Below are 19,330 nucleotides of genomic sequence, written 5' to 3'. Positions count from 1 at the left end.
TACTGGTATTAAATTTCGGCAACGTTCTTACCGGCTAATGCTTTCTGAATGCTTGCATTCATACGCATTTGGGCAAATTCATCAGTTGCCTTGGCTGCGCGGTCAACGGCTTTGCGAACCACAGCGCTATCAACTTCTTCTGCCAGGATCTTTTGCAGGATTGCCATCTCTTGATCGATGGTCGATTGCTCTTCTGTGTTGAGTAAAGCACGGTCACTATCTAATGCAGTCTGTACAGCATCTAATAAACGCTGCGCATTGACCTGTTCTTCACGTAAAGACCTAGACAATAAATCCTCTTTGGCAGAAGCAAACCCATCCTGCAACATGCGAGTAATTTCTGCGTCAGTCAAACCATAGGAAGGTTTGATATCAATCGAGGCTTGAACCCCAGAGCCCTGCTCCGTGGCGCTCACTGATAACAAACCATCGGCATCCACTTGGAAGGTCACTCGAATTCGTGCTGCACCAGCGGCCATTGCTGGAATGCCACGCAATTCAAAGCGACCCAAGGAGCGACAGTCTTGCACCAACTCACGCTCACCCTGCACCACCTGAATAGCTAATGCAGTCTGACCATCTTTGAATGTTGTGAAATCCTGTGCACGGGCAACCGGAATAGGTGTGTTACGAGGAATAATTTTTTCTACCAAACCACCCATGGTTTCAATACCAAGAGATAGCGGAATGACATCCAACAACAACCACTCATCATCTTTGCTTTGATTACCAGCTAGCAGGTCAGCCTGCATGGCGGCGCCTAAGGCCACTACTTGATCAGGATTGAGGTTGTTTAAAGGTTTAGTGCCAAATAATTCACCAACAGCGCGCTGGACGTTGGGCATACGGGTTGCACCACCCACCATCACGACACCTTTAACCTCATCAGCCTTAAGGCCTGCATCACGCAAGGCTTTCTTGACTGCAACCAATGTCTTATTTACGAGGTTCTGAGTAATCTCAAAGAACTGGGCCTGACTCACGCCAACATTCACTACCGTACCATCAGCCAGCGTCTCATGAACGCGTGCCAGAGGGTTATGACTCAGTAACTCTTTAGCGTGTCTACAAGATTGCAATAAAGTGGAATGGTCATACACCGACAATGGTGGCAGTTTGGCTTGCTCTATCACCCAGCAATACAAACGGTGATCAAAATCATCGCCACCTAAAGCAGAGTCGCCACCGGTAGACAGAACTTCAAATACTCCCTTGCTCATACGCAAAATAGAAATATCAAAGGTGCCTCCACCTAAGTCATAGACAGCATAGATACCTTCAGAGGCATTATCTAAACCATAAGCAATGGCGGCTGCAGTTGGTTCATTTAATAAACGCAATACCTCAATGCCGGCCAACTTTGCTGCATCTTTAGTGGCTTGGCGCTGTGCGTCATCAAAGTAAGCGGGAACAGTAATCACTGCTCCAACAATGTCATCAGAAACGGAGTCTTCAGCCAACTGACGTAAGCGCGCCAGAATTTCTGCAGAAACTTCAATGGGGCTTTTATCTCCAGCAACTGTTCTCAACTTCAACATGCCGGGCTCATCCACGAAATCGTAAGGAGCACTTTCAATATGCTCGACATCGAGTAAGCCACGCCCCATGAAACGCTTTACTGAGACGATCGTATTCTTTGGATCTAAAACCACACTCGCTAAGGCTTCAAAGCCAGCCTGAGTTCTACCATTTGGCAGGTAGCGGACCACCGAAGGAAGTAACTCTCTCCCCTGGGAATCTGGCAATACTTTAGGCAATGCATCTCTAACAATCGCCACCAATGAATTGGTAGTTCCCAAGTCAATGCCTACAGCAATGCGTCGCTGATGGGGGGCAAGAGACTTACCGGGTTCCGAGATTTGTAATAAGGCCATGATCTGTTAGTTTAAAGCTAAGCCAAAGCCGCAATAGCGTCATCGAGTTCAATAGCAAACTTATCGATGAATAGCAGGCCTCTTAATAACTCGGCAGCCCGCACATAGTTCTTAGCAGCATCAATGGCTTGAACCACTTCGGCAATGGTTTCTTGCTTGACTTGGTTGACTTCATCCATTAGCACTTCAAGGCCAGGTAGATCTTCAGCCTGTTCATCCAAGCTCTCACGCCATTCCATCTGCTTCATTAAGAAAGCAGCTGGCATCGCGGTATTGGTTTCCAGCTTAGCGTCTACACCATGCAATTTGCATAGATAAAGGCCACGCTGAATTGGGTTCTTTAGAGTTTGAAATGCCGTGTTAGCAAAAGTCGCCATCTGCATTGCTAGGCGCTGTTCGGTATCACTGCCACGAGCATGGCGATCGGGATGTACCTCCTTCTGAATAGCAAGGTAAGCCTGATCTAAGACAGGCAAATCGATGTTGAATTGCTGATTTAAACCAAAAAAGCGAAAGTAATCGTCAGACGCGGAAGGATTCGCCACAACCACACTCATCTTTTACGTTTGGATTTTGAAACTTAAATCCTTCGTTCAAACCCTCACGCACAAAATCTAATTCTGTTCCATCTAAATAAGCCAAGCTCTTAGGGTCAATAAAGACCTTAATACCATTGGACTCAAACATCGTATCTTCAGGAGCGGACTCATCAACATATTCCAATTGATAAGCCAACCCAGAGCAGCCGGTAGTGCGTACGCCTAAGCGTAAGCCACAGCCCTTGCCGCGCTTATCTAAATTACGTTGAACGTGCTGCGCTGCTTTATCGGTTAAGGTAATTGCCATGATGTCGTTCGTTTTTTACTTATTTCGCCGGATGTTTTTCTTTGTAATCCGCTACCGCTGCCTTGATGGCATCTTCAGCCAAAATCGAGCAGTGAATCTTCACAGGCGGCAAAGCCAATTCTTCAGCAATCAAAGAGTTCTTAATCTCTAAAGCTTGATCCAAGGTCTTGCCCTTGACCCATTCAGTCACAAGGGATGAGGAGGCAATCGCAGAACCACAACCGTAGGTCTTAAATTTTGCGTCCTCAATCACGCCTTGATCATTCACACGGATTTGTAATTTCATTACATCGCCGCATGCCGGTGCACCGACCATGCCAGTGCCTACGTTGTCGTCACCCTTCGCAAATGAACCTACGTTGCGGGGATTTTCATAATGATCGATTACTTTTTCGCTATATGCCATGATATTTTCTCTTTATCTTTTCAATATTCTTAGTGTGCAGCCCACTGAATCGTGCTCAGATCGATTCCATCTTTAAACATTTCCCACAATGGTGAGAGCTCACGCAACTTGGCGATCTTCTCTTTTACCAACTTGATCGTGAAATCCACTTCCTCTTCAGTTGTGAAACGGCCCAATGTAAAACGAATGGAGCTATGGGCTAATTCATCGTTACGGCCTAAGGCGCGCAATACATAAGAAGGTTCTAATGAAGCAGAGGTACAAGCAGAGCCTGATGAGATCGCCAAATCTTTCAAGGCCATCAACATCGATTCACCTTCAACATAATTAAAGCTGATGTTGAGGTTGTGTGGAACGCGATGATCCATGTCGCCATTGACATAAACCTCTTCAATATCTTTCAAGCCAGCTAATAAACGATCACGTAAGGCACGAATGCGTTTATTTTCTTCAGCCATTTCAATACGGGCAATGCGGAAGGCTTCCCCCATACCAACGATTTGGTGAACCGCCAAGGTGCCAGAACGCATCCCGCGCTCATGACCGCCACCATGAATCTGCGCCTCAATCCGAATGCGCGGTTTACGACGCACAAACAAAGCGCCAATCCCCTTAGGGCCATAAGTCTTGTGAGCAGAAAAACTCATGAGGTCTACTTTGAGCTTTTCTAAATCAATTTCTACTTTGCCAGTAGCTTGCGCTGCATCCACATGAAAAATGACACCCCGTGAACGACACAAGTCACCGATTTTCGGAATGTCTTGTACTACGCCAATTTCATTATTCACAAACATCACTGACACAATGATGGTGCCAGGAGTCATTGCTTTTTCGAGCTGCTCAATGTCGATCATGCCGTTGGGCAATACATCTAAATAAGTGACTTCGTAGCCTTCACGCTCTAACTCACGACAAGTATCTAAAGTGGCCTTGTGCTCAGTCTTTACGGTGATGATGTGCTTACCCTTATCTTTGTAGAAATGGGCGGCGCCTTTTAATGCCAAATTAATACTTTCAGTAGCGCCGCTAGTCCATACGATCTCTCTTGGATCAGCATGTACTAATAGAGCTACTTCTGAACGCGCCCACTCAACCGCCTCTTCCGCAGCCCAGCCATAAGCATGGCTACGGGATGCAGCATTACCAAATTGCTCACGCAAATAAGGCAACATCTTATCCACCACGCGTGGATCAATCGGCGTTGTAGCTGAGTAATCCATATACACCGGAAAGTGCTTAGGACTAAACATCGGAACCGCTTGTGCTGGAATGTCTTGTGGTGCGTTCATGATTTACTTATAAAAATTGGCTTGCTAGTGTTTAGCTTTGCTGAGCCAGATTAAAAACGGAGTTCACGAGAGGTTTCTTGGGGGCGACCTCTTTTTTCGCTGCTACTACTGGCGCAGTCTTCTCAGACTTCACGCCTTCAATTTTGATTTTCTTATGACGCAGGTCATGCAGCACAATGCCGCGACCCTCTTGTTGCTGAACTAAATCACGCAAAGACACGGAACTTAGGTAATCAACCATTTTAGAGTTGAGATTCGTCCAGAGGTCATGCGTCATACAGAGGCCATGATTTTCTTCATCGCTATGGCAATTTCCTTTGCCACCACATTGGGTTGCATCTAATGGTTCGTCAACGGCAACAATAATGTCGGCTACGCTGATTTCATTAGCTTTACGCGCCAGGGTATAACCACCGCCAGGACCGCGAGTGCTCTCCACAATATTGAAACGGCGTAATTTGCCGAATAACTGTTCTAAGTAAGAGAGGGAAATTTTTTGTCTTTGGCTAATTCCAGCCAGCGTTACAGGGCCATGCGTTTCGCGCAGGGCTAAATCGATCATTGCAGTTACAGCAAAACGGCCTTTAGTTGTAAGTCTCATATGTCACCTTGGTAATGGATTGTTATGGACAGCTAACAGTCGAATCGGTAATACCCGACTATTCCAGTCAACTATACCATATACCCCACCAATCCGCTCAGGAATTATCCCAAAAAACTAAAGGCCATCCCGGGAACGGGCTCCAAAAGCCATTTCTTTGACCTTTGTGAGGCGGTCTCGGGTAGCAGCCGCCTTTTCAAACTCCAAATTCTTAGCCTCGGCGTTCATTTGCTTCTCTAAGCGCTTAATTTCGCCCGACAGGTCCTTCTCGCTCATATCTTCATACCGAGCCCTCTCCTCGGCTACCTGCATCTCTGAGCGCTTCTCATTGACGTCATAAACGCCATCAATAATGTCCTTAATCCGCTTGGTCACACCTCTGGGCTCTATGCCATGAAGTTTATTAAAGGCAATTTGCTTAGTTCTGCGGCGCTCTGTTTCCCCCATCGCACGCTTCATGGAGTCGGTAATGCGATCGGCGTACAAAATGGCTTTGCCGCGTATATTTCTGGCGGCACGGCCGATGGTCTGAATCAAACTACGTTCAGAGCGCAAGAAACCTTCTTTATCGGCATCCAAAATGGCCACCAAAGAAACCTCCGGAATATCCAGGCCTTCGCGCAATAGATTAATACCTACCAAAACATCGAATACTCCCAGACGGAGGTCTCGCAAAATTTCTACTCGCTCAACAGTATCGATATCAGAGTGGACATAACGTACCTTCACACCATGATCCGAGAGATAGTCGGTTAACTGTTCTGCCATGCGTTTTGTCAGCACGGTCACTAAAACGCGCTCGCGTACTTTGACGCGCTCATGAATCTGACCCAACAAGTCATCAACTTGTGAGCTAGCGGGTAAGACTTCAATTTCAGGATCAACCAAACCAGTCGGTCTAGCAACTTGCTCCACTACTTGGCCGGTATGTGTATTTTCATAATCAGCAGGCGTTGCAGAAACAAAAACGGTTTGACGCATCTTCGTTTCGAATTCAGAGAACTTGAGTGGTCGGTTATCCATCGCAGAAGGCAAACGGAAACCAAATTCAACCAAGGTACTTTTACGTGATTTATCGCCGTTGTACATCGCGTTGAGTTGTCCAATTAAAACGTGGCTCTCATCTAAAAACATCAACGCATCATTGGGCAAGTAATCCACTAAGGTAGGCGGCGCCTCTCCAGGCATGGCGCCTGAGAGATGGCGGGAGTAGTTCTCAATTCCTTTACAAAAGCCCAACTCGTTGAGCATCTCTAGATCAAAGCGGGTACGTTGCTCAAGGCGTTGCGCCTCAACCAACTTGCCATCTTTGACAAACTCATCTAAGCGAATACGCAGTTCAGTCTTGATGGTTTCAATGGCTTTGAGAACTGTCTCGCGTGGGGTTACATAGTGAGAGCTTGGGTAGACAGTAAAGCGAGGAATTTTCTGGCGAATTCTTCCAGTGAGCGGATCAAAGAATTGCAAGCTTTCAACTACATCATCAAACAATTCCACTCTCACAGCTAACTCATTATGTTCGGCTGGGAAAATATCAATCGTGTCGCCTCGCACGCGAAATACACCACGTTTAAAGTCAATTTCATTGCGGTCGTATTGCATGGCGATCAAGCGCATCAAAATATCGCGCTGGCTCATCTTGTCGCCAGGACGCAAAGTCATCACCATGCTGTGATAGTCACCAGGATTGCCGATACCGTAAATCGCAGACACAGTCGCAACGATGATGACATCACGTCGCTCTAATAAGCTTTTTGTAGCAGACAGTCGCATCTGTTCGATGTGCTCATTGATGGATGAATCTTTTTCAATAAACAAATCCCGCGTAGGGACGTATGCCTCAGGTTGGTAGTAATCGTAGTAACTGACGAAGTACTCCACTGCATTGCGTGGGAAAAACTCTCGGAATTCGCTATAAAGCTGCGCTGCTAAGGTCTTATTTGGGGCAAAAACGATAGCTGGCCGTCCGGTTCTGGCAATCACATTGGCCATCGTGAAAGTCTTGCCAGAGCCGGTAACCCCTAAAAGGGTCTGAAAAGTCAAACCATCATCAATTCCGGCAACTAGAGCGTCAATTGCCGCTGGTTGATCGCCTGCTGGCGGGAATGGCTGATACAACTGAAACGGGGAATCCGGAAATGAAACAAACTTGGCTGGATCTAGGTCGTGACCTGCCTCGCCCAAGGGGTCGGCCACAGGTGCTTTTGGGAGATCAACAGCTTGGGTTTTTGGAGCAGTTTTAGGCAACTTAGGGGGCATCTCAGCTATCATTTCATCTGTGAGTTTTTTCACAGCGAATTTTGTACAAACGATGATTTTGCCGTTTTTATTGGAAAAAAGTTGAATCTAGCCTCAAAACCCAACAATTAAGCCAAATTAAACAGAATTGAACGTTTTTTAGTATCAAAAGATCCTTTTAACTATCGTATACGACCTCCAAATGACCTTGTTTTCCTCAGTCCAGCTAGCCCCAAAAGACCCTATTTTCGGCCTCACAGAAGCCTACGTTGCTGATCAGCGTCCAGATAAGGTAAATCTAGGTGTGGGCGTGTATTACACCGACGAAGGCAAGGTACCTCTTTTAAAGGCAGTTATTCAGGCTGAAGAAGGTATCGTTGCAAAGCGCTCACCACGTAGCTACATTCCTATCGAAGGTCCAAATCCCTATAACAGTGCCGTCCAAAACCTGTTGTTTGGTGCAGACTCTTCTTTGATTAAAGACGGTCGCGTTGTGACGGCCGAGTGTCTTGGTGGTACTGGTGCCCTGCGCGTTGGCGCTGACTTTATTAAGCGCCTCAATTTAAATGCTCCCTGCGCTATCAGTAATCCAACTTGGGAAAACCATCGCGGCATTTTTGAATCTGCTGGGTTTGATGTTGTTGAGTACACCTACTTCGATGGCAAAACGCGCGGTGTTGATTTCGACGGCATGGTGAAATCTTTAGAATCCTTCCCAAAGAACACTACAGTCTTGTTGCATGCTTGCTGTCATAACCCAACCGGCGCAGACATTACCGAAGCGCAATGGCGCCAAGTCATTGAGATCTGCAAAGCGAAAGGATTTATTCCTTTCTTGGATATGGCTTATCAAGGCTTTGCTGCTGGGATTGAGCAAGACGGTATTGCAGTTCGTCTCTTTTCAGAATCTGGCATGTCTTTCTTTGTATCGAGCTCATTCTCGAAGTCTTTCTCACTCTACGGCGAGCGCGTTGGCGCCCTGTCTATCGTGACTCAAAGCAAAGATGAATCCACTCGTGTGCTCTCACAATTGAAGCGCGTCATCCGTACCAATTACTCAAACCCACCGACTCATGGTGCAGCAATTGCCGCTACCGTACTGAACTCTCCAGAGCTCAGAAAACTCTGGGAGGATGAATTAGCTGAGATGCGCGATCGAATTAAATCGATGCGTCATGCACTCGTCGAAAAACTCGCCGCTGCTGGTGTTCAGCAAGACTTTGCTTTCATCGAAGCGCAGCGAGGAATGTTTTCTTACTCCGGCTTAACTGTCGAGCAAGTTGAACGCCTGCAAAAAGAAGATGGTATTTATGCCCTCTCTACTGGACGTATTTGCGTTGCTGCACTCAATACCAAAAATATTGATAAGGTGGCGAAAGCTATCGCCCGCGTTCTAGCGTAATAAGCGGTTACACTGATTTACTGGAGGCACCATGCTATACCAATTGCACGAGTTTCAAAAAGCATTACTTCAACCTGTTAGTTCGTGGGCTCGCGCTGCTTCTGAGGCTTTTATTAATGCCTCAAATCCTGCTTCAAAGGTTCCCGGTTCTGAGCGCTTAGCCGCCAGCTATGAATTACTCTACCGCTTAGGTAAGGACTATAAAAAACCTGAGTTTGGTATCCGCTCTGTGCAGGCCCATGGTCGTGAAGTTGCCATTCATGAGATGACCACAATAGCCAAGCCTTTCTGCAAACTCATTCGCTTTAAACGTTTTTCTGATGATGTTGAAGTCATCAAAAAATTAAAAGAAGATCCAGTAGTGCTTCTAGTTGCCCCGCTTTCTGGTCACCACTCGACGCTATTGCGCGATACTGTTAAGACATTACTGCAAGATCACAAGGTGTATATCACCGACTGGATCGATGCCCGCGTCGTTCCCGCTGAAGATGGCAGCTTTAGCCTAGATGATTACGTTCATTACATTCAAGAATTCATTAGAACCATTGGTGCAAAAGACTTGCACGTGATCTCTGTATGTCAGCCAACCGTCCCTACCTTGGGCGCCATCTCTCTTATGGCTTCTGCGGGAGAAGAAACTCCCGCTTCGATGATCATGATGGGCGGTCCAATTGACGCACGTAAATCACCAACTGCAGTCAACAATTTGGCTGATCAAAAATCGTACGATTGGTTTGAAAGTCATGTGGTTTACAAGGTGCCACCCGGCTATCCTGGTGCTGGCCGCAAGGTTTACCCTGGCTTCTTGCAGCACACTGGCTTTATTGCGATGAACCCGCAAAATCATTTGCAATCTCACTGGGATTACTTCCAAAACCTAGTGCGTGGCGATGAACAAGATGCTGAATCGCATATCCGCTTCTACGACGAATACAACGCAGTATTGGATATGGACGCCAAGTACTACTTAGATACCATCAAGACAGTATTCCAAGACTATGCATTGCCAAATGGGACATGGGAAGTTGCTGGCAAATTAGTCAAGCCACAAGACATTCAGAAAACCGCCTTACTTACTATTGAAGGTGAGTTGGACGATATCTCTGGCAGCGGTCAGACGCGTTCTGCACATGGTCTTTGCCTTGGTATTCCAAAAACCGATAAAGATCATTACGAAGTTGCAGGCGCCGGTCACTACGGCATCTTTGCAGGTCGTCGCTGGAGAGATAAGGTTTATCCAAAAATTAAATCCTTCATTCGCGACCATCAACCAGCCCAGCGAAAGACTAAAGCAAGACTTCCTAAACTGGATGCCAAATAATCCGTAATCATTAGAAGCCCTTGTGGCTTCTAATTCTTTCAGGATCTGATACGTAATGAAGATCAAACAGGCCAGTGAACTAATCGATCGCCTAGAGGATCTTCTTCCCCAAACACAATGTACTAAATGCGGCTACCCTGATTGCAGAGGGTATGCGCAAGCCCTGGCCTCAGGAGAGGCCAAACCCAATCGCTGCCCACCTGGTGGCGTTGAGGGCATAGTAAGACTCAGCGCTGTTCTTGAATCGGTATATCCACAAGATGCTTTTGTACTCAACTCGACTATTGACCCTGAGTGTGGCCCGGAACGACCACGGCCTGTAGCCTTCATTGATCCCCAGAAATGTATTGGCTGCACTCTTTGTATTCAGGCCTGCCCTGTTGATGCGATTGTTGGCGCTTCGAAACAAATGCATATTGTTTTGCCTGAGTGGTGCACTGGTTGTGATCTTTGTATCCCACCATGCCCTGTTGACTGCATCACCATGATTGATGTAACTGATCATCAAACTGGTTGGAATGCCTGGTCGCAAGAGCTCGCAGATGAAGCGCGAGATCGCTATCAATCTAGAGCACTGCGTCTTGATCGCGAAAAACGCGATAACGATGAACGTCTCGCTAAAAAAGCGACAACCAAACTGGCGGCTATTAATGCCGAATCCCCCTCCTCTGATGCAGAGAAAAAAGAGCAAGAGCGTAAACGCGCCATTATTGCTGCGGCAATGGAAAGAGCGGCAAAAGCAAAGTCACAATTATGAATCTCGACAAGCGACGGGCATTCTTTGAGCAACTCAAAGCCAATAATCCTCATCCAGAAACTGAACTAGAGTACAGCTCTCCTTTTGAATTGCTCATTGCCGTCTTGCTATCAGCACAAGCAACGGATGTCTCAGTGAATAAAGGTACGCGTAAACTTTTTAAAATTGCCAACACGCCGCAAGCCCTATTAGATTTGAGGGAAGAAGGTGTCAAGCCTTTTATCCAGCACATTGGCTTATTTAACTCCAAGGGCAGACACATCCAAGAAACCTGTCGCCTCCTTTTAGAAAAGCACGGCGGTGAAGTTCCGCAAAACCGTGAAGCTTTAGAGGCGCTTCCTGGCGTCGGCAGAAAAACAGCCAACGTCATTCTGAATACCGCTTTTGGACAACCAACGATTGCTGTCGATACTCACATATTTCGGGTTTCGAATCGGACTGGACTAGCACCTGGTAAAGATGTGGTTAAAGTGGAAGAGCAGCTATTAAAGCGGGTTCCAAAAGAGTTTTTGCAAGATGCTCACCATTGGCTTATTCTGCATGGCAGATATACCTGCAAGGCACGCAACCCTGATTGTGCGCAATGCATTGTGGAACCCTTATGCAGCTTCAAACAAAAAACAGGTAAAGGAAAAGTTCGTGGCGATATTTAACCCCACTCGCGAAGATGTGCGTCGATTTTTCTGCGATACCTGGAAGAAAAAAACTGAGTCTCATATCCTGACGCTCTTAGAAACGATTGCAGGGGATTGGATGGAACAACATCCGGAATATCACACTCTTCTAACTGATTCTGACGGCGCCCTAGCCCAGGATTACACGCCAGAGCGTGGCGAAACCAATCCTTTCCTGCATCTATCGATGCACTTATCAATTAGTGAGCAGATCTCGATTGATCAACCACCTGGCATCAGAAAAATTGCAGAAAACCTTGCAGGGAAACTGGGATCAGAGCATGAGGCACAACATCGCATCATGGAATGTCTAGGCCAAGTGATGTGGGAGTCCCAACGTGATGGCGTTCCATTAAGCCCCGAAAAATATATAGAAGCACTCCAAAAATTAAACTAAGCGAGACTACCCAATAATGACGGATCAAAAAGGAATCGTACGCAGAATTGTGACGGGGCATGATGTTGACGGCAATGCTATCTTTACCGAAGATGGAAATGCACCGAGTGTTCATGACAACCCTAAGCGCGTTGGCTACTATTTGACTAATCTTTGGATCACCGATGAAACTCCAGCAAAGATTAATAACAATCCAGATCCGACCAGCCGCCTTTTAGAACTGATACCACCTAAAAATGGTACCGTTGTCAGAATTGTAGAGTTTGGCCCCGAGGGCGAGTGGACCAAGAATTTAAGTGCTTCAGATGCACAAGTCGCCTTTGGGGCACTTGGCACCGAAAAAGCCTCCACCTTCAAAGAAGGTGGTCACCCACTGATGCATAGAACTGAAACAGTGGATTACGCTCTAGTGCTTGAGGGTGAGATCTATATCGTGCTGGATAAAGAAGAGAAACTGATGAAACATGGCGACTTTCTGGTGGAGCGCGGAACAAATCATGCTTGGAGTAATCGCTCTGGCAGGCCTTGCAAAATGCTATTTGTTTTAATCGATGGGGAATTTGATTTAACTTAATTGAGCGGCTCAAACAGATGGGTATTTTGCCCATCTTGAGTTACTTGAAACACCACCTTCACTTTTTGCCCAATGCGAATCTCATTGAAATCGCAATTTGTTAAATGAGTGAGCAATGAAATGCCCTCTTTCAAGAGAACATAGGCCATTGCAAACGGAAACTCTACTCCACGTCTCATCACGGTGAACGAATAGATTTCGCCAAGGCCTTCTGAGCTCACCCAAGTAGTGTCATTACTGCCGCAGTGGGGGCAAATAGTACGGGGATAGTAGTGAACCTGTTTACAAGCATGGCATAGCTTCAAAATGAGCTTGTCTTCTTGCGCTGCCTGCCAAAACGCCTGATTTTCTGCATTCACAATGGGACTCGGTAAGCGGTGTGGCTCTGACATTACAGTCTCCCCATAATCAAAGTGGCGGCACCATGCCGAGTGCCCAAGGCGCCGCCAATGCCAGAAGCCAAGGCAAATTCAAGATGGGGCACTTGCACGGCGGGATGAGCCTCACCGCGTAACTGCCTTACCGCTTCAATGACTTTTGTCATGCCGCCCCGGTTTGCGGGATGGTTATTACACAAGCCACCGCCGTCAGTATTAAAAGCAAGCGTCCCTTTACCGGAAATCAATTGGCCGTTCTCAACAAACTTCCCACCCTCACCCTTTTTACAAAACCCTAAATCTTCAAGCTGAATCAATACCGTAATGGTGAAACTATCGTAAATGGATGCGTATCGAATTTGGGCTGGAGTAAGTTTTGCTTCCGCAAACGCGCGCGGGCCGGTCCAAGCGACCCCTGAGTACGTTAAATCGACTTTGCCACCAATCTGACCTTTGGCAGACTCTGCTGCACCCATAATGGTAACGACCGGTTTCTTTAATGACTTGGCAATATCAGGATGAACGACTAACAGTGCGCCACCGCTATCTGTTACTACACAACAATCCGCCCGGTGCAATGGATCAGCAATCATCGGCGATGCTAAGACATCCTCGACAGTTAAAACATCTTTTAATAATGCATTCGGGTTATGTTGGGCATGATGTGAGGCTGCCACTTTTATCCAAGCCAGCTGCTCGCTTGTCGTTCCAAACTCATGCATGTGACGCATAGCGCACATTGCATAGGTATTTAATGGTGCTGGTGAATAAGGCTTTTCAAAAGCAAAATCCGGTGCGCTCGCATGGTGACTACGAACTTGAGTACCGCTAGAACCTTCTGACTTAGGGCGTCCGGCTAAAGTGATTAAGGCAACTTTACATTGCCCCGTAGCAATTGCTCGCGCTGCATGACCGACGTGGGCTAAATAAGAAGCACCCCCAAGATCAGTGGAATCTAAGTAACTCACTTTTTTGAGTCCAAGGTAGTCGACCATGGCAACTGGGCCCATGCCAGGTGCATCACCAGCGCAAAAATATCCATCGACATCATTCAATGTCAATCCAGCATCCTGTAAAGCACCATAAGCAACTTCAGCATGCAATTGCGCAACCGTATGGTTTGGGGCAACGCGCAATGGGTGCTCATAAATACCAGCTATACAGGCATTGTTAGAAAATGACATAGTTCTCCCAGGGGGTCGACAAATTATTCAATGGTAATTTTAGATTGCGCAATCAACTTACGCCATCTCTCAATTTCAGTCTTAATCAATTGAGAAAATTGCTCTGGCGTACCTGGCATCGGATCGGCTCCCTGTGCAATTAATTTGTCCTTAAATTTTGGATCCGACAAAATACTTTGTAGCTCCTTATTGAGGCGGTTGCGAATACTAATTGGTAAATTTGCAGGCGCAACTAGGCCATACCAAGTAGCCATCTCGTAACCTGGTAAACCTGATTCGGCAATAGTAGGAATACCTGGGGCAGCATCAGAGCGTTTTGCGGTAGTAATACCCAGTGCACGTAAGTTGCCTGCCTTCACTTGCGGAACAGCGCTTGGTAAATTTGGGAAACTCATATCCACTTGACCAGAAATCACATCCGGCATGGCATTACCCGTGCCTTTATAAGGAACGTGGATCATCTCAATCTTTGCCATCTTCTCAAATAATTCCGCGGAAAGATGTACGGATGTACCGCTACCGCTAGAGGCAAAAGTCAACTTACCAGGATTTGCTCTAGCAGCGTTAATCACATCCGATACGGACTTATAAGGTGAATTCATAGGCACCACTAACATGTTTGGTGCTGAGAAGACGCCGCCAATCGCCGTGAAATCTTTCACAGGGTCATACGGCAAGTTCTTATAGAGAGATGCATTGACTGCATGGCCGATTGATGGAAAGTAGATCATATAGCCATCGGGTGCAGCACGCGAAACCAACTCTGCTGCAATATTGCCATTGGCTCCAGCCTTATTTTCAACAATCACTGGCTGCCCAAGTCGGGTTGAGAGCCCTTCGGCCAAGGCGCGACCAACTGTATCAGCCGAACCTCCAGGAGAAAATCCCACAATTAAATGAATGGGTTTATTGGGATAGGTGCTTGCAGCATCTGCAGCATTAGCAATACCGCCACCCAAAAGAATGGACCCTAAGAAAACTACTAGTGAGAAGAATTTCATGATTGGGAGTTAATCAATGCTACGTTGCTAATTTCTTGCAGCTCTTCAAAGCTCAAGCCCTCAACCCAATCAACCGCAAGCAAACCTTGGGGTGTTACCGCAATGGTGGCTAAATCTGTATAGACACAATTCACTGCATCAAGTGCAGTCAGTGGATAAGTGCACTCCTGCACCAATTTCGATTCACCGGATTTGGTGAGATGTTCCATCATGACAAATAATTTCTTTGCGCCCAATGCCAAATCCATTGCTCCGCCTACAGCTGGAATAGCATTGGGATCGCTGGTACGCCAATTGGCAATGTCACCTTTTATAGAAACCTGAAATGCACCCAGGACACAAATATCAATATGACCACCACGAATCATGACAAATGAATCTGCGTGATGACAAAGTGAGGCTCCAGACAGCATCGTTACTGACTGCTTGCCCGCATTCACAATATCTGGATCAATTTGGTCGCCAGTCGCCAACGGCCCCATGCCAAGTAAACCGTTTTCACTATGAAGCAAGATCTCCCGATCATGCGGCAAGTAGTTTGAGATAGTCATAGGCTGTCCTATGCCTAAGTTCACGCTCGCGCCATCAGGAATATCTTGAACAATCCGTTTGGCAATATCAGCGGTTGAGCGCTTTTTGACTTTAGATAGATCAATCATGATGCTGCCCCCATTTGCACAATCCGTTTTACAAAAATGCCAGGGGTCACAATATTCTCTGGATCGAGAGCTCCAAGCTCAACCACTTCTCTAACCTGAGCGATGGTGCAACGTGCAGCAGTTGCCATGACCGGGCCGAAATTTCTGGCAGTACCGTGATAGGTGAGATTCCCCCAGCGATCCCCTTTATCCGCCTTAATCAGGGCATAGTCGGCCTTGATCGCCTTCTCAAAAATATAATTCACGCCATCAATCTCGCGCGTATCTTTTCCTTTAGCCAACTCAGTACCAAAGCCAGTAGGCGTGTAAAAGCCACCAATGCCAGCACCACCAGCTCGGATCCGCTCGGCAAGGGTGCCTTGTGGAACTAACTCCAACTCAATCTTGCCTGCGCGATAGAGCTCATCAAAAGCGCCGGACTCGGGTTGACGCGGAAAAGAGCACACCATTTTTTTAACACGCCCAGCACTTACCAGCTTAGCGATACCTACCCCTGAAGCTCCAGCATTATTGCTAATTAAAGTCAGGTTCTTTGCGCCTTGCTCAAGAAGCGCATCCAATAGGAGGATCGGTAAACCTGCTCCACCAAATCCAGAAATGAAGATGGTTGAGCCATCAGCAATATCCCGCAAAGCCTCAGCCACGCTAGGAATGATTTTTTGAATCACAAAATCTCCGTCTTTTTAATTATGGGTACAACGAATCAGCTTTGTAGCTGCAACACCATTAATTTAATGCAATTGTGAAATTGCAGCCCGAATTGCCGTTGGCAGGGCTTGAGCCTTCTGTTTGCGAGCCTCCAAAATCGAGCTGGGAGTTTGTTGAACTTTTACAGACCATGCAGAGCCTGGGAAAAAAGCATCATCTTGATAACGGGGGATCACGTGCCAATGAAGATGGGGGACTTGGTTACCCAGTGAAGCCAAGTTCACCTTAGCTGGTTGCATCACATGACGCACAGCCCCCTCAACCGCAAAGACTAGCGCCATGAACATATCTCGCTCGCCAAAGGTGAGCTCAGACATCTCGCTTACGTGACCATTCCAAATGACTCTGCAAAATCCTGGTAAATCAGGGTCGTTTACTAAAATAACGCGACAGTCATCGCCACGCCAAATCAGTTCGCCCTCTTCAGGTTTTAGGCTATCGGCACAGAGTATGCAATTTTTCATGGAATAAATGTATACGAAAACGGCACCTAAGTCACCCTTGTGAGGTAATTTAGGTGCCGCGGCAGTACTGGTACTACTGCTACTACGAACTACTTAGGGATTCGATTAGTGGAACTGCTCTTCTTCAGTAGAACCAGTCAAAGCTGTTACTGATGATTTACCACCTTGAATAACCGTTGTTACATCATCAAAGTAACCGGTGCCAACTTCTTGCTGATGTGAAACGAAGGTGTATCCACGATCACGGGCAGCAAATTCTGGCTCTTGTACTTTTTCGATATAAGCCGTCATGCCGCGCTTCATATAATCCTGGGCCAAATCGAACATGTTGTACCACATAGAGTGAATACCAGCGAGGGTAATAAATTGATACTTGTAACCCATCGCACCCAATTCGCGCTGGAACTTCGCAATCGTTGCATCGTCCAAGTTCTTCTTCCAGTTGAAAGATGGTGAGCAGTTGTATGCCAACATCTTGCCTGGGAACTTCGCACGAATTGCTTCAGCAAATGCACGAGCAAAATCAAGATCCGGTGTACCTGTTTCACACCAAACCATATCAGCGTATGCAGCGTATGCCAAACCACGGGAGATTGCTTGATCTAAGCCCTTACGTGTTTTGTAGAAACCTTCTGGAGTACGCTCACCTGTCAAGAATGGCTTATCGTTTTCATCATAGTCAGAGGTCAATAAGTCAGCAGCTTCAGCATCAGTCCGGGCCAAGATGATAGTCGAAACACCCATTACGTCGGCAGCCAAACGTGCAGAAATCAATTTCTGTACTGACTCAGCTGTTGGCAGCAATACTTTTCCGCCCAAGTGACCACATTTTTTAACCGAAGATAATTGATCTTCAAAGTGAACACCAGCAGCACCTTGCTTAATTAACGCTTTGCTCAATTCAAAAGCATTTAGTACGCCACCGAAACCAGCCTCGGCATCAGCAACGATTGGCGCAAAATATTCAACGAAGCCAGCATCACCACGTTGAATGCCTTTAGAGGTTTGAATTTCATCTGCGCGCTGGAATGAGTTGTTAATACGCTCAACCATCTTTGGAACTGAATCCACTGGGTATAAAGATTGGTCTGGGTACATTGCTGCAGAAGAATTACCATCAGCAGCCACTTGCCAACCGGATAAATAAATTGCTTGAACGCCGGCTTTAACTTGCTGCATTGCTTGACCACCGGTCAAAGCACCCAAGCAATTTACATAAGCTTCGTTATTCACTAAATTCCAAAGTCTTTCAGCGCCGTGCTTAGCTAAAGTGTGCTCAATTTTTAATGAGCCACGAAGACGTACAACATCTTCTGCGGTGTAGCCACGGGTAATACCTTTCCAGCGTGGATTGGTATCCCAATCTTTTTGTAGAGCTGCGATTTCTGCTTTGCGATCTGACATGTTTTTCTCCCTAAGTTAAACAAGTAATTCAAAAATTGAGACATTTAAGTCTTATGTCTTATATAAGAGTTTAGGGATATTAAAAAAGCAAACAAGCTATTTAGAAAATAATTTATAAAATATTTAATCATTTAAATTCAATGACTTAAATATGTAATTTTATAATATGGAATGTATATTCACTGCTTGAAATGAATATATAGGGATCTTGCTGCACTGCATTTTACGCAGGGAAACGACGTTTCATATCGTGAAAATAACTAACCCACTACAGCCTAGACATTCAATCCGTAAAGGCGTTGAGGGTTAGTGCACAAGATTCGATTGCGAGTGTGCTCATCCGGAGCATATAGAGCAAGACTCTCCAACATCTGCGCAACGCTGGGCATAACACCCCAGTTAGCAACATGAGGCCAGTCTGAGCCCCATATGCAGCGATCAGGAGCAGCTTCAATTAAAGCCGTTGCATAGGGCACTACTTCGTTGTACGGGGGCGCTTGATCAGTTAAACGATAAGCACCGGAAACTTTTACCCAAGCACGCTCTCTCACTAAATCGAGGAGTGCTTTAAAGCCAGGAGAACTCAGCCCAACTGTTGTTCTTAAATATCCCATGTGATCAATCACCAAGGTAGATTGCATTTTTTGCATACGCGGCATCAACGTTGGTAGATCATTTGCATTTAACAAGAACTGGATATGCCAACCCCAATCTCTTGCGAGGGCATCGCACTCCTCCAGCTTTGACAAATCTAAGCCGCCGCCAGAGAACATCACATTCATGCGGATGCCAACTACCCCTTTGTCTTTCATATTTTGATAATAAGCATCGGGCTGATTGAGTAATGGTACTGCTACGCCACGCAAACGCTGTGGATGCCTCTCCAGCACCTTCAACATCGGCGCATTATCTTGACCATTCACGCTCACTTGGATCAGTACACCATAGGTCATACCGACTTCATCCAACATGCGGATATATTGCTCTTCAGTGGCTTCAGGTGATGTATAGGATCGATCGGGAACAAAACTGGCGGCGCTAATGACATGGGCATGCGTATCGACTGCACCTTTGGGCATCACAAAAGGAAAGGGACCGCTCTGATGTTCAGGCGGTCCCGGGCAAAACGGAATATCTACTTCTGACACTAATAT

21 protein-coding genes are annotated in these 19,330 nt (G+C 46.5%); 6 read left to right on the top strand and 15 right to left on the bottom strand.

The window, feature by feature from the left end; translation table 11 throughout:
• Positions 1-8: 8 nt before the first annotated feature.
• The 7 genes from hscA to uvrB all read right to left on the bottom strand — a co-directional run bounded on the left by hscA (position 9) and on the right by uvrB (position 7,287).
• Positions 9-1,874, bottom strand: coding sequence for a Fe-S protein assembly chaperone HscA (gene hscA / locus ICN49_RS03095; RefSeq protein ID WP_216165684.1), 1,866 nt, complete (start codon positions 1,872-1,874; stop codon positions 9-11).
• A gap of 17 nt (positions 1,875-1,891) precedes the next feature.
• Complete coding sequence (gene hscB / locus ICN49_RS03090) at positions 1,892-2,419, bottom strand: Fe-S protein assembly co-chaperone HscB (protein WP_369411499.1); 528 nt, start codon at positions 2,417-2,419, stop codon at positions 1,892-1,894.
• A complete protein-coding gene (gene iscA / locus ICN49_RS03085) occupies positions 2,397-2,720 on the bottom strand; it encodes an iron-sulfur cluster assembly protein IscA (RefSeq protein WP_216165680.1) in 324 nt (107 codons plus the stop codon). The genes hscB and iscA overlap by 23 nt, the downstream gene beginning before the upstream one ends.
• 19 nt (positions 2,721-2,739) lie before the next feature.
• Complete coding sequence (gene iscU / locus ICN49_RS03080) at positions 2,740-3,126, bottom strand: Fe-S cluster assembly scaffold IscU (RefSeq protein WP_216165678.1); 387 nt, start codon at positions 3,124-3,126, stop codon at positions 2,740-2,742.
• Between the two features lie 29 nt (positions 3,127-3,155).
• The gene (locus ICN49_RS03075; RefSeq protein ID WP_439650841.1) at positions 3,156-4,415 is read right to left on the bottom strand and encodes an IscS subfamily cysteine desulfurase; all 1,260 of its coding nucleotides are present in this window, start codon (positions 4,413-4,415) and stop codon (positions 3,156-3,158) included.
• 31 nt (positions 4,416-4,446) lie between these two features.
• On the bottom strand, positions 4,447-5,016 hold the full coding sequence (locus ICN49_RS03070; RefSeq protein WP_216165676.1) for a Fe-S cluster assembly transcription factor: 570 nt from the start codon (positions 5,014-5,016) through the stop codon (positions 4,447-4,449).
• 117 nt (positions 5,017-5,133) lie between these two features.
• The gene (gene uvrB, locus ICN49_RS03065; protein WP_255535382.1) at positions 5,134-7,287 is read right to left on the bottom strand and encodes an excinuclease ABC subunit UvrB; all 2,154 of its coding nucleotides are present in this window, start codon (positions 7,285-7,287) and stop codon (positions 5,134-5,136) included.
• Positions 7,288-7,456: 169 nt separating this feature from the next.
• On the opposite strand from uvrB, the gene ICN49_RS03060 reads away from it, so the two are divergent.
• From ICN49_RS03060 to ICN49_RS03035, 6 genes are read left to right on the top strand one after another with little or no spacing between them, the layout of a single operon-like run.
• Complete coding sequence (locus ICN49_RS03060; RefSeq protein ID WP_216165674.1) at positions 7,457-8,656, top strand: amino acid aminotransferase; 1,200 nt, start codon at positions 7,457-7,459, stop codon at positions 8,654-8,656.
• Positions 8,657-8,687: 31 nt separating this feature from the next.
• Positions 8,688-9,977 (top strand): polyhydroxyalkanoate depolymerase, encoded by a 1,290-nt coding sequence (locus ICN49_RS03055; RefSeq protein WP_216165672.1) that lies wholly within the window; start codon positions 8,688-8,690, stop codon positions 9,975-9,977.
• Between the two features lie 55 nt (positions 9,978-10,032).
• Positions 10,033-10,734 carry an electron transport complex subunit RsxB gene (gene rsxB, locus ICN49_RS03050; protein ID WP_216165671.1) on the top strand — a complete coding sequence of 234 codons (702 nt, stop codon included), beginning with the start codon at positions 10,033-10,035 and terminating at the stop codon, positions 10,732-10,734.
• Positions 10,731-11,387 (top strand): endonuclease III, encoded by a 657-nt coding sequence (gene nth, locus ICN49_RS03045; protein ID WP_216165669.1) that lies wholly within the window; start codon positions 10,731-10,733, stop codon positions 11,385-11,387. The genes rsxB and nth overlap by 4 nt, the downstream gene beginning before the upstream one ends.
• Positions 11,380-11,805 carry a DUF1841 family protein gene (locus ICN49_RS03040; protein ID WP_216165794.1) on the top strand — a complete coding sequence of 142 codons (426 nt, stop codon included), beginning with the start codon at positions 11,380-11,382 and terminating at the stop codon, positions 11,803-11,805. Before nth ends, ICN49_RS03040 begins: the two co-directional genes overlap by 8 nt.
• Before the next feature lie 16 nt (positions 11,806-11,821).
• Positions 11,822-12,379, top strand: coding sequence for a cupin domain-containing protein (locus tag ICN49_RS03035; RefSeq protein WP_216165667.1), 558 nt, complete (start codon positions 11,822-11,824; stop codon positions 12,377-12,379).
• On the opposite strand, the gene ICN49_RS03030 is transcribed toward ICN49_RS03035, so the two are convergent.
• The 8 genes from ICN49_RS03030 to ICN49_RS02995 all read right to left on the bottom strand — a co-directional run bounded on the left by ICN49_RS03030 (position 12,376) and on the right by ICN49_RS02995 (position 19,324).
• Positions 12,376-12,771: a Zn-ribbon domain-containing OB-fold protein gene (locus ICN49_RS03030; protein ID WP_216165665.1), complete on the bottom strand. Its 396-nt coding sequence runs from the start codon at positions 12,769-12,771 to the stop codon at positions 12,376-12,378. The two genes, ICN49_RS03035 and ICN49_RS03030, sit on opposite strands and share 4 nt — an antisense overlap.
• Positions 12,771-13,940, bottom strand: a complete 1,170-nt coding sequence (locus ICN49_RS03025) for a thiolase family protein (RefSeq protein ID WP_216165663.1) — start codon at positions 13,938-13,940, stop codon at positions 12,771-12,773. The genes ICN49_RS03030 and ICN49_RS03025 overlap by 1 nt, the downstream gene beginning before the upstream one ends.
• 23 nt (positions 13,941-13,963) lie before the next feature.
• Positions 13,964-14,941, bottom strand: a complete 978-nt coding sequence (locus tag ICN49_RS03020) for a Bug family tripartite tricarboxylate transporter substrate binding protein (protein WP_216165662.1) — start codon at positions 14,939-14,941, stop codon at positions 13,964-13,966.
• The gene (locus ICN49_RS03015; protein WP_216165660.1) at positions 14,938-15,600 is read right to left on the bottom strand and encodes a 3-oxoacid CoA-transferase subunit B; all 663 of its coding nucleotides are present in this window, start codon (positions 15,598-15,600) and stop codon (positions 14,938-14,940) included. The genes ICN49_RS03020 and ICN49_RS03015 overlap by 4 nt, the downstream gene beginning before the upstream one ends.
• On the bottom strand, positions 15,597-16,268 hold the full coding sequence (locus tag ICN49_RS03010) for a 3-oxoacid CoA-transferase subunit A (RefSeq protein WP_216165658.1): 672 nt from the start codon (positions 16,266-16,268) through the stop codon (positions 15,597-15,599). Before ICN49_RS03010 ends, ICN49_RS03015 begins: the two co-directional genes overlap by 4 nt.
• A 63-nt stretch (positions 16,269-16,331) precedes the next feature.
• Complete coding sequence (locus ICN49_RS03005) at positions 16,332-16,772, bottom strand: HIT family protein (protein WP_216165656.1); 441 nt, start codon at positions 16,770-16,772, stop codon at positions 16,332-16,334.
• A 105-nt stretch (positions 16,773-16,877) separates the two neighbouring features.
• The gene (gene aceA, locus ICN49_RS03000) at positions 16,878-18,176 is read right to left on the bottom strand and encodes an isocitrate lyase (RefSeq protein WP_216165654.1); all 1,299 of its coding nucleotides are present in this window, start codon (positions 18,174-18,176) and stop codon (positions 16,878-16,880) included.
• Positions 18,177-18,451: 275 nt separating this feature from the next.
• Entirely contained in the window at positions 18,452-19,324 is an 873-nt protein-coding gene (locus tag ICN49_RS02995; RefSeq protein ID WP_369411498.1) for an amidohydrolase family protein, read from the bottom strand.
• Positions 19,325-19,330: the final 6 nt, after the last annotated feature.

Origin of the sequence: Polynucleobacter finlandensis (assembly GCF_018881755.1) — a bacterium.
In the GTDB taxonomy this organism is placed as follows: domain Bacteria; phylum Pseudomonadota; class Gammaproteobacteria; order Burkholderiales; family Burkholderiaceae; genus Polynucleobacter; species Polynucleobacter finlandensis.
The sequence above is the reverse complement of the archived record's forward strand: the minus strand, read 5'-3'. Positions and strand labels throughout refer to the sequence as shown.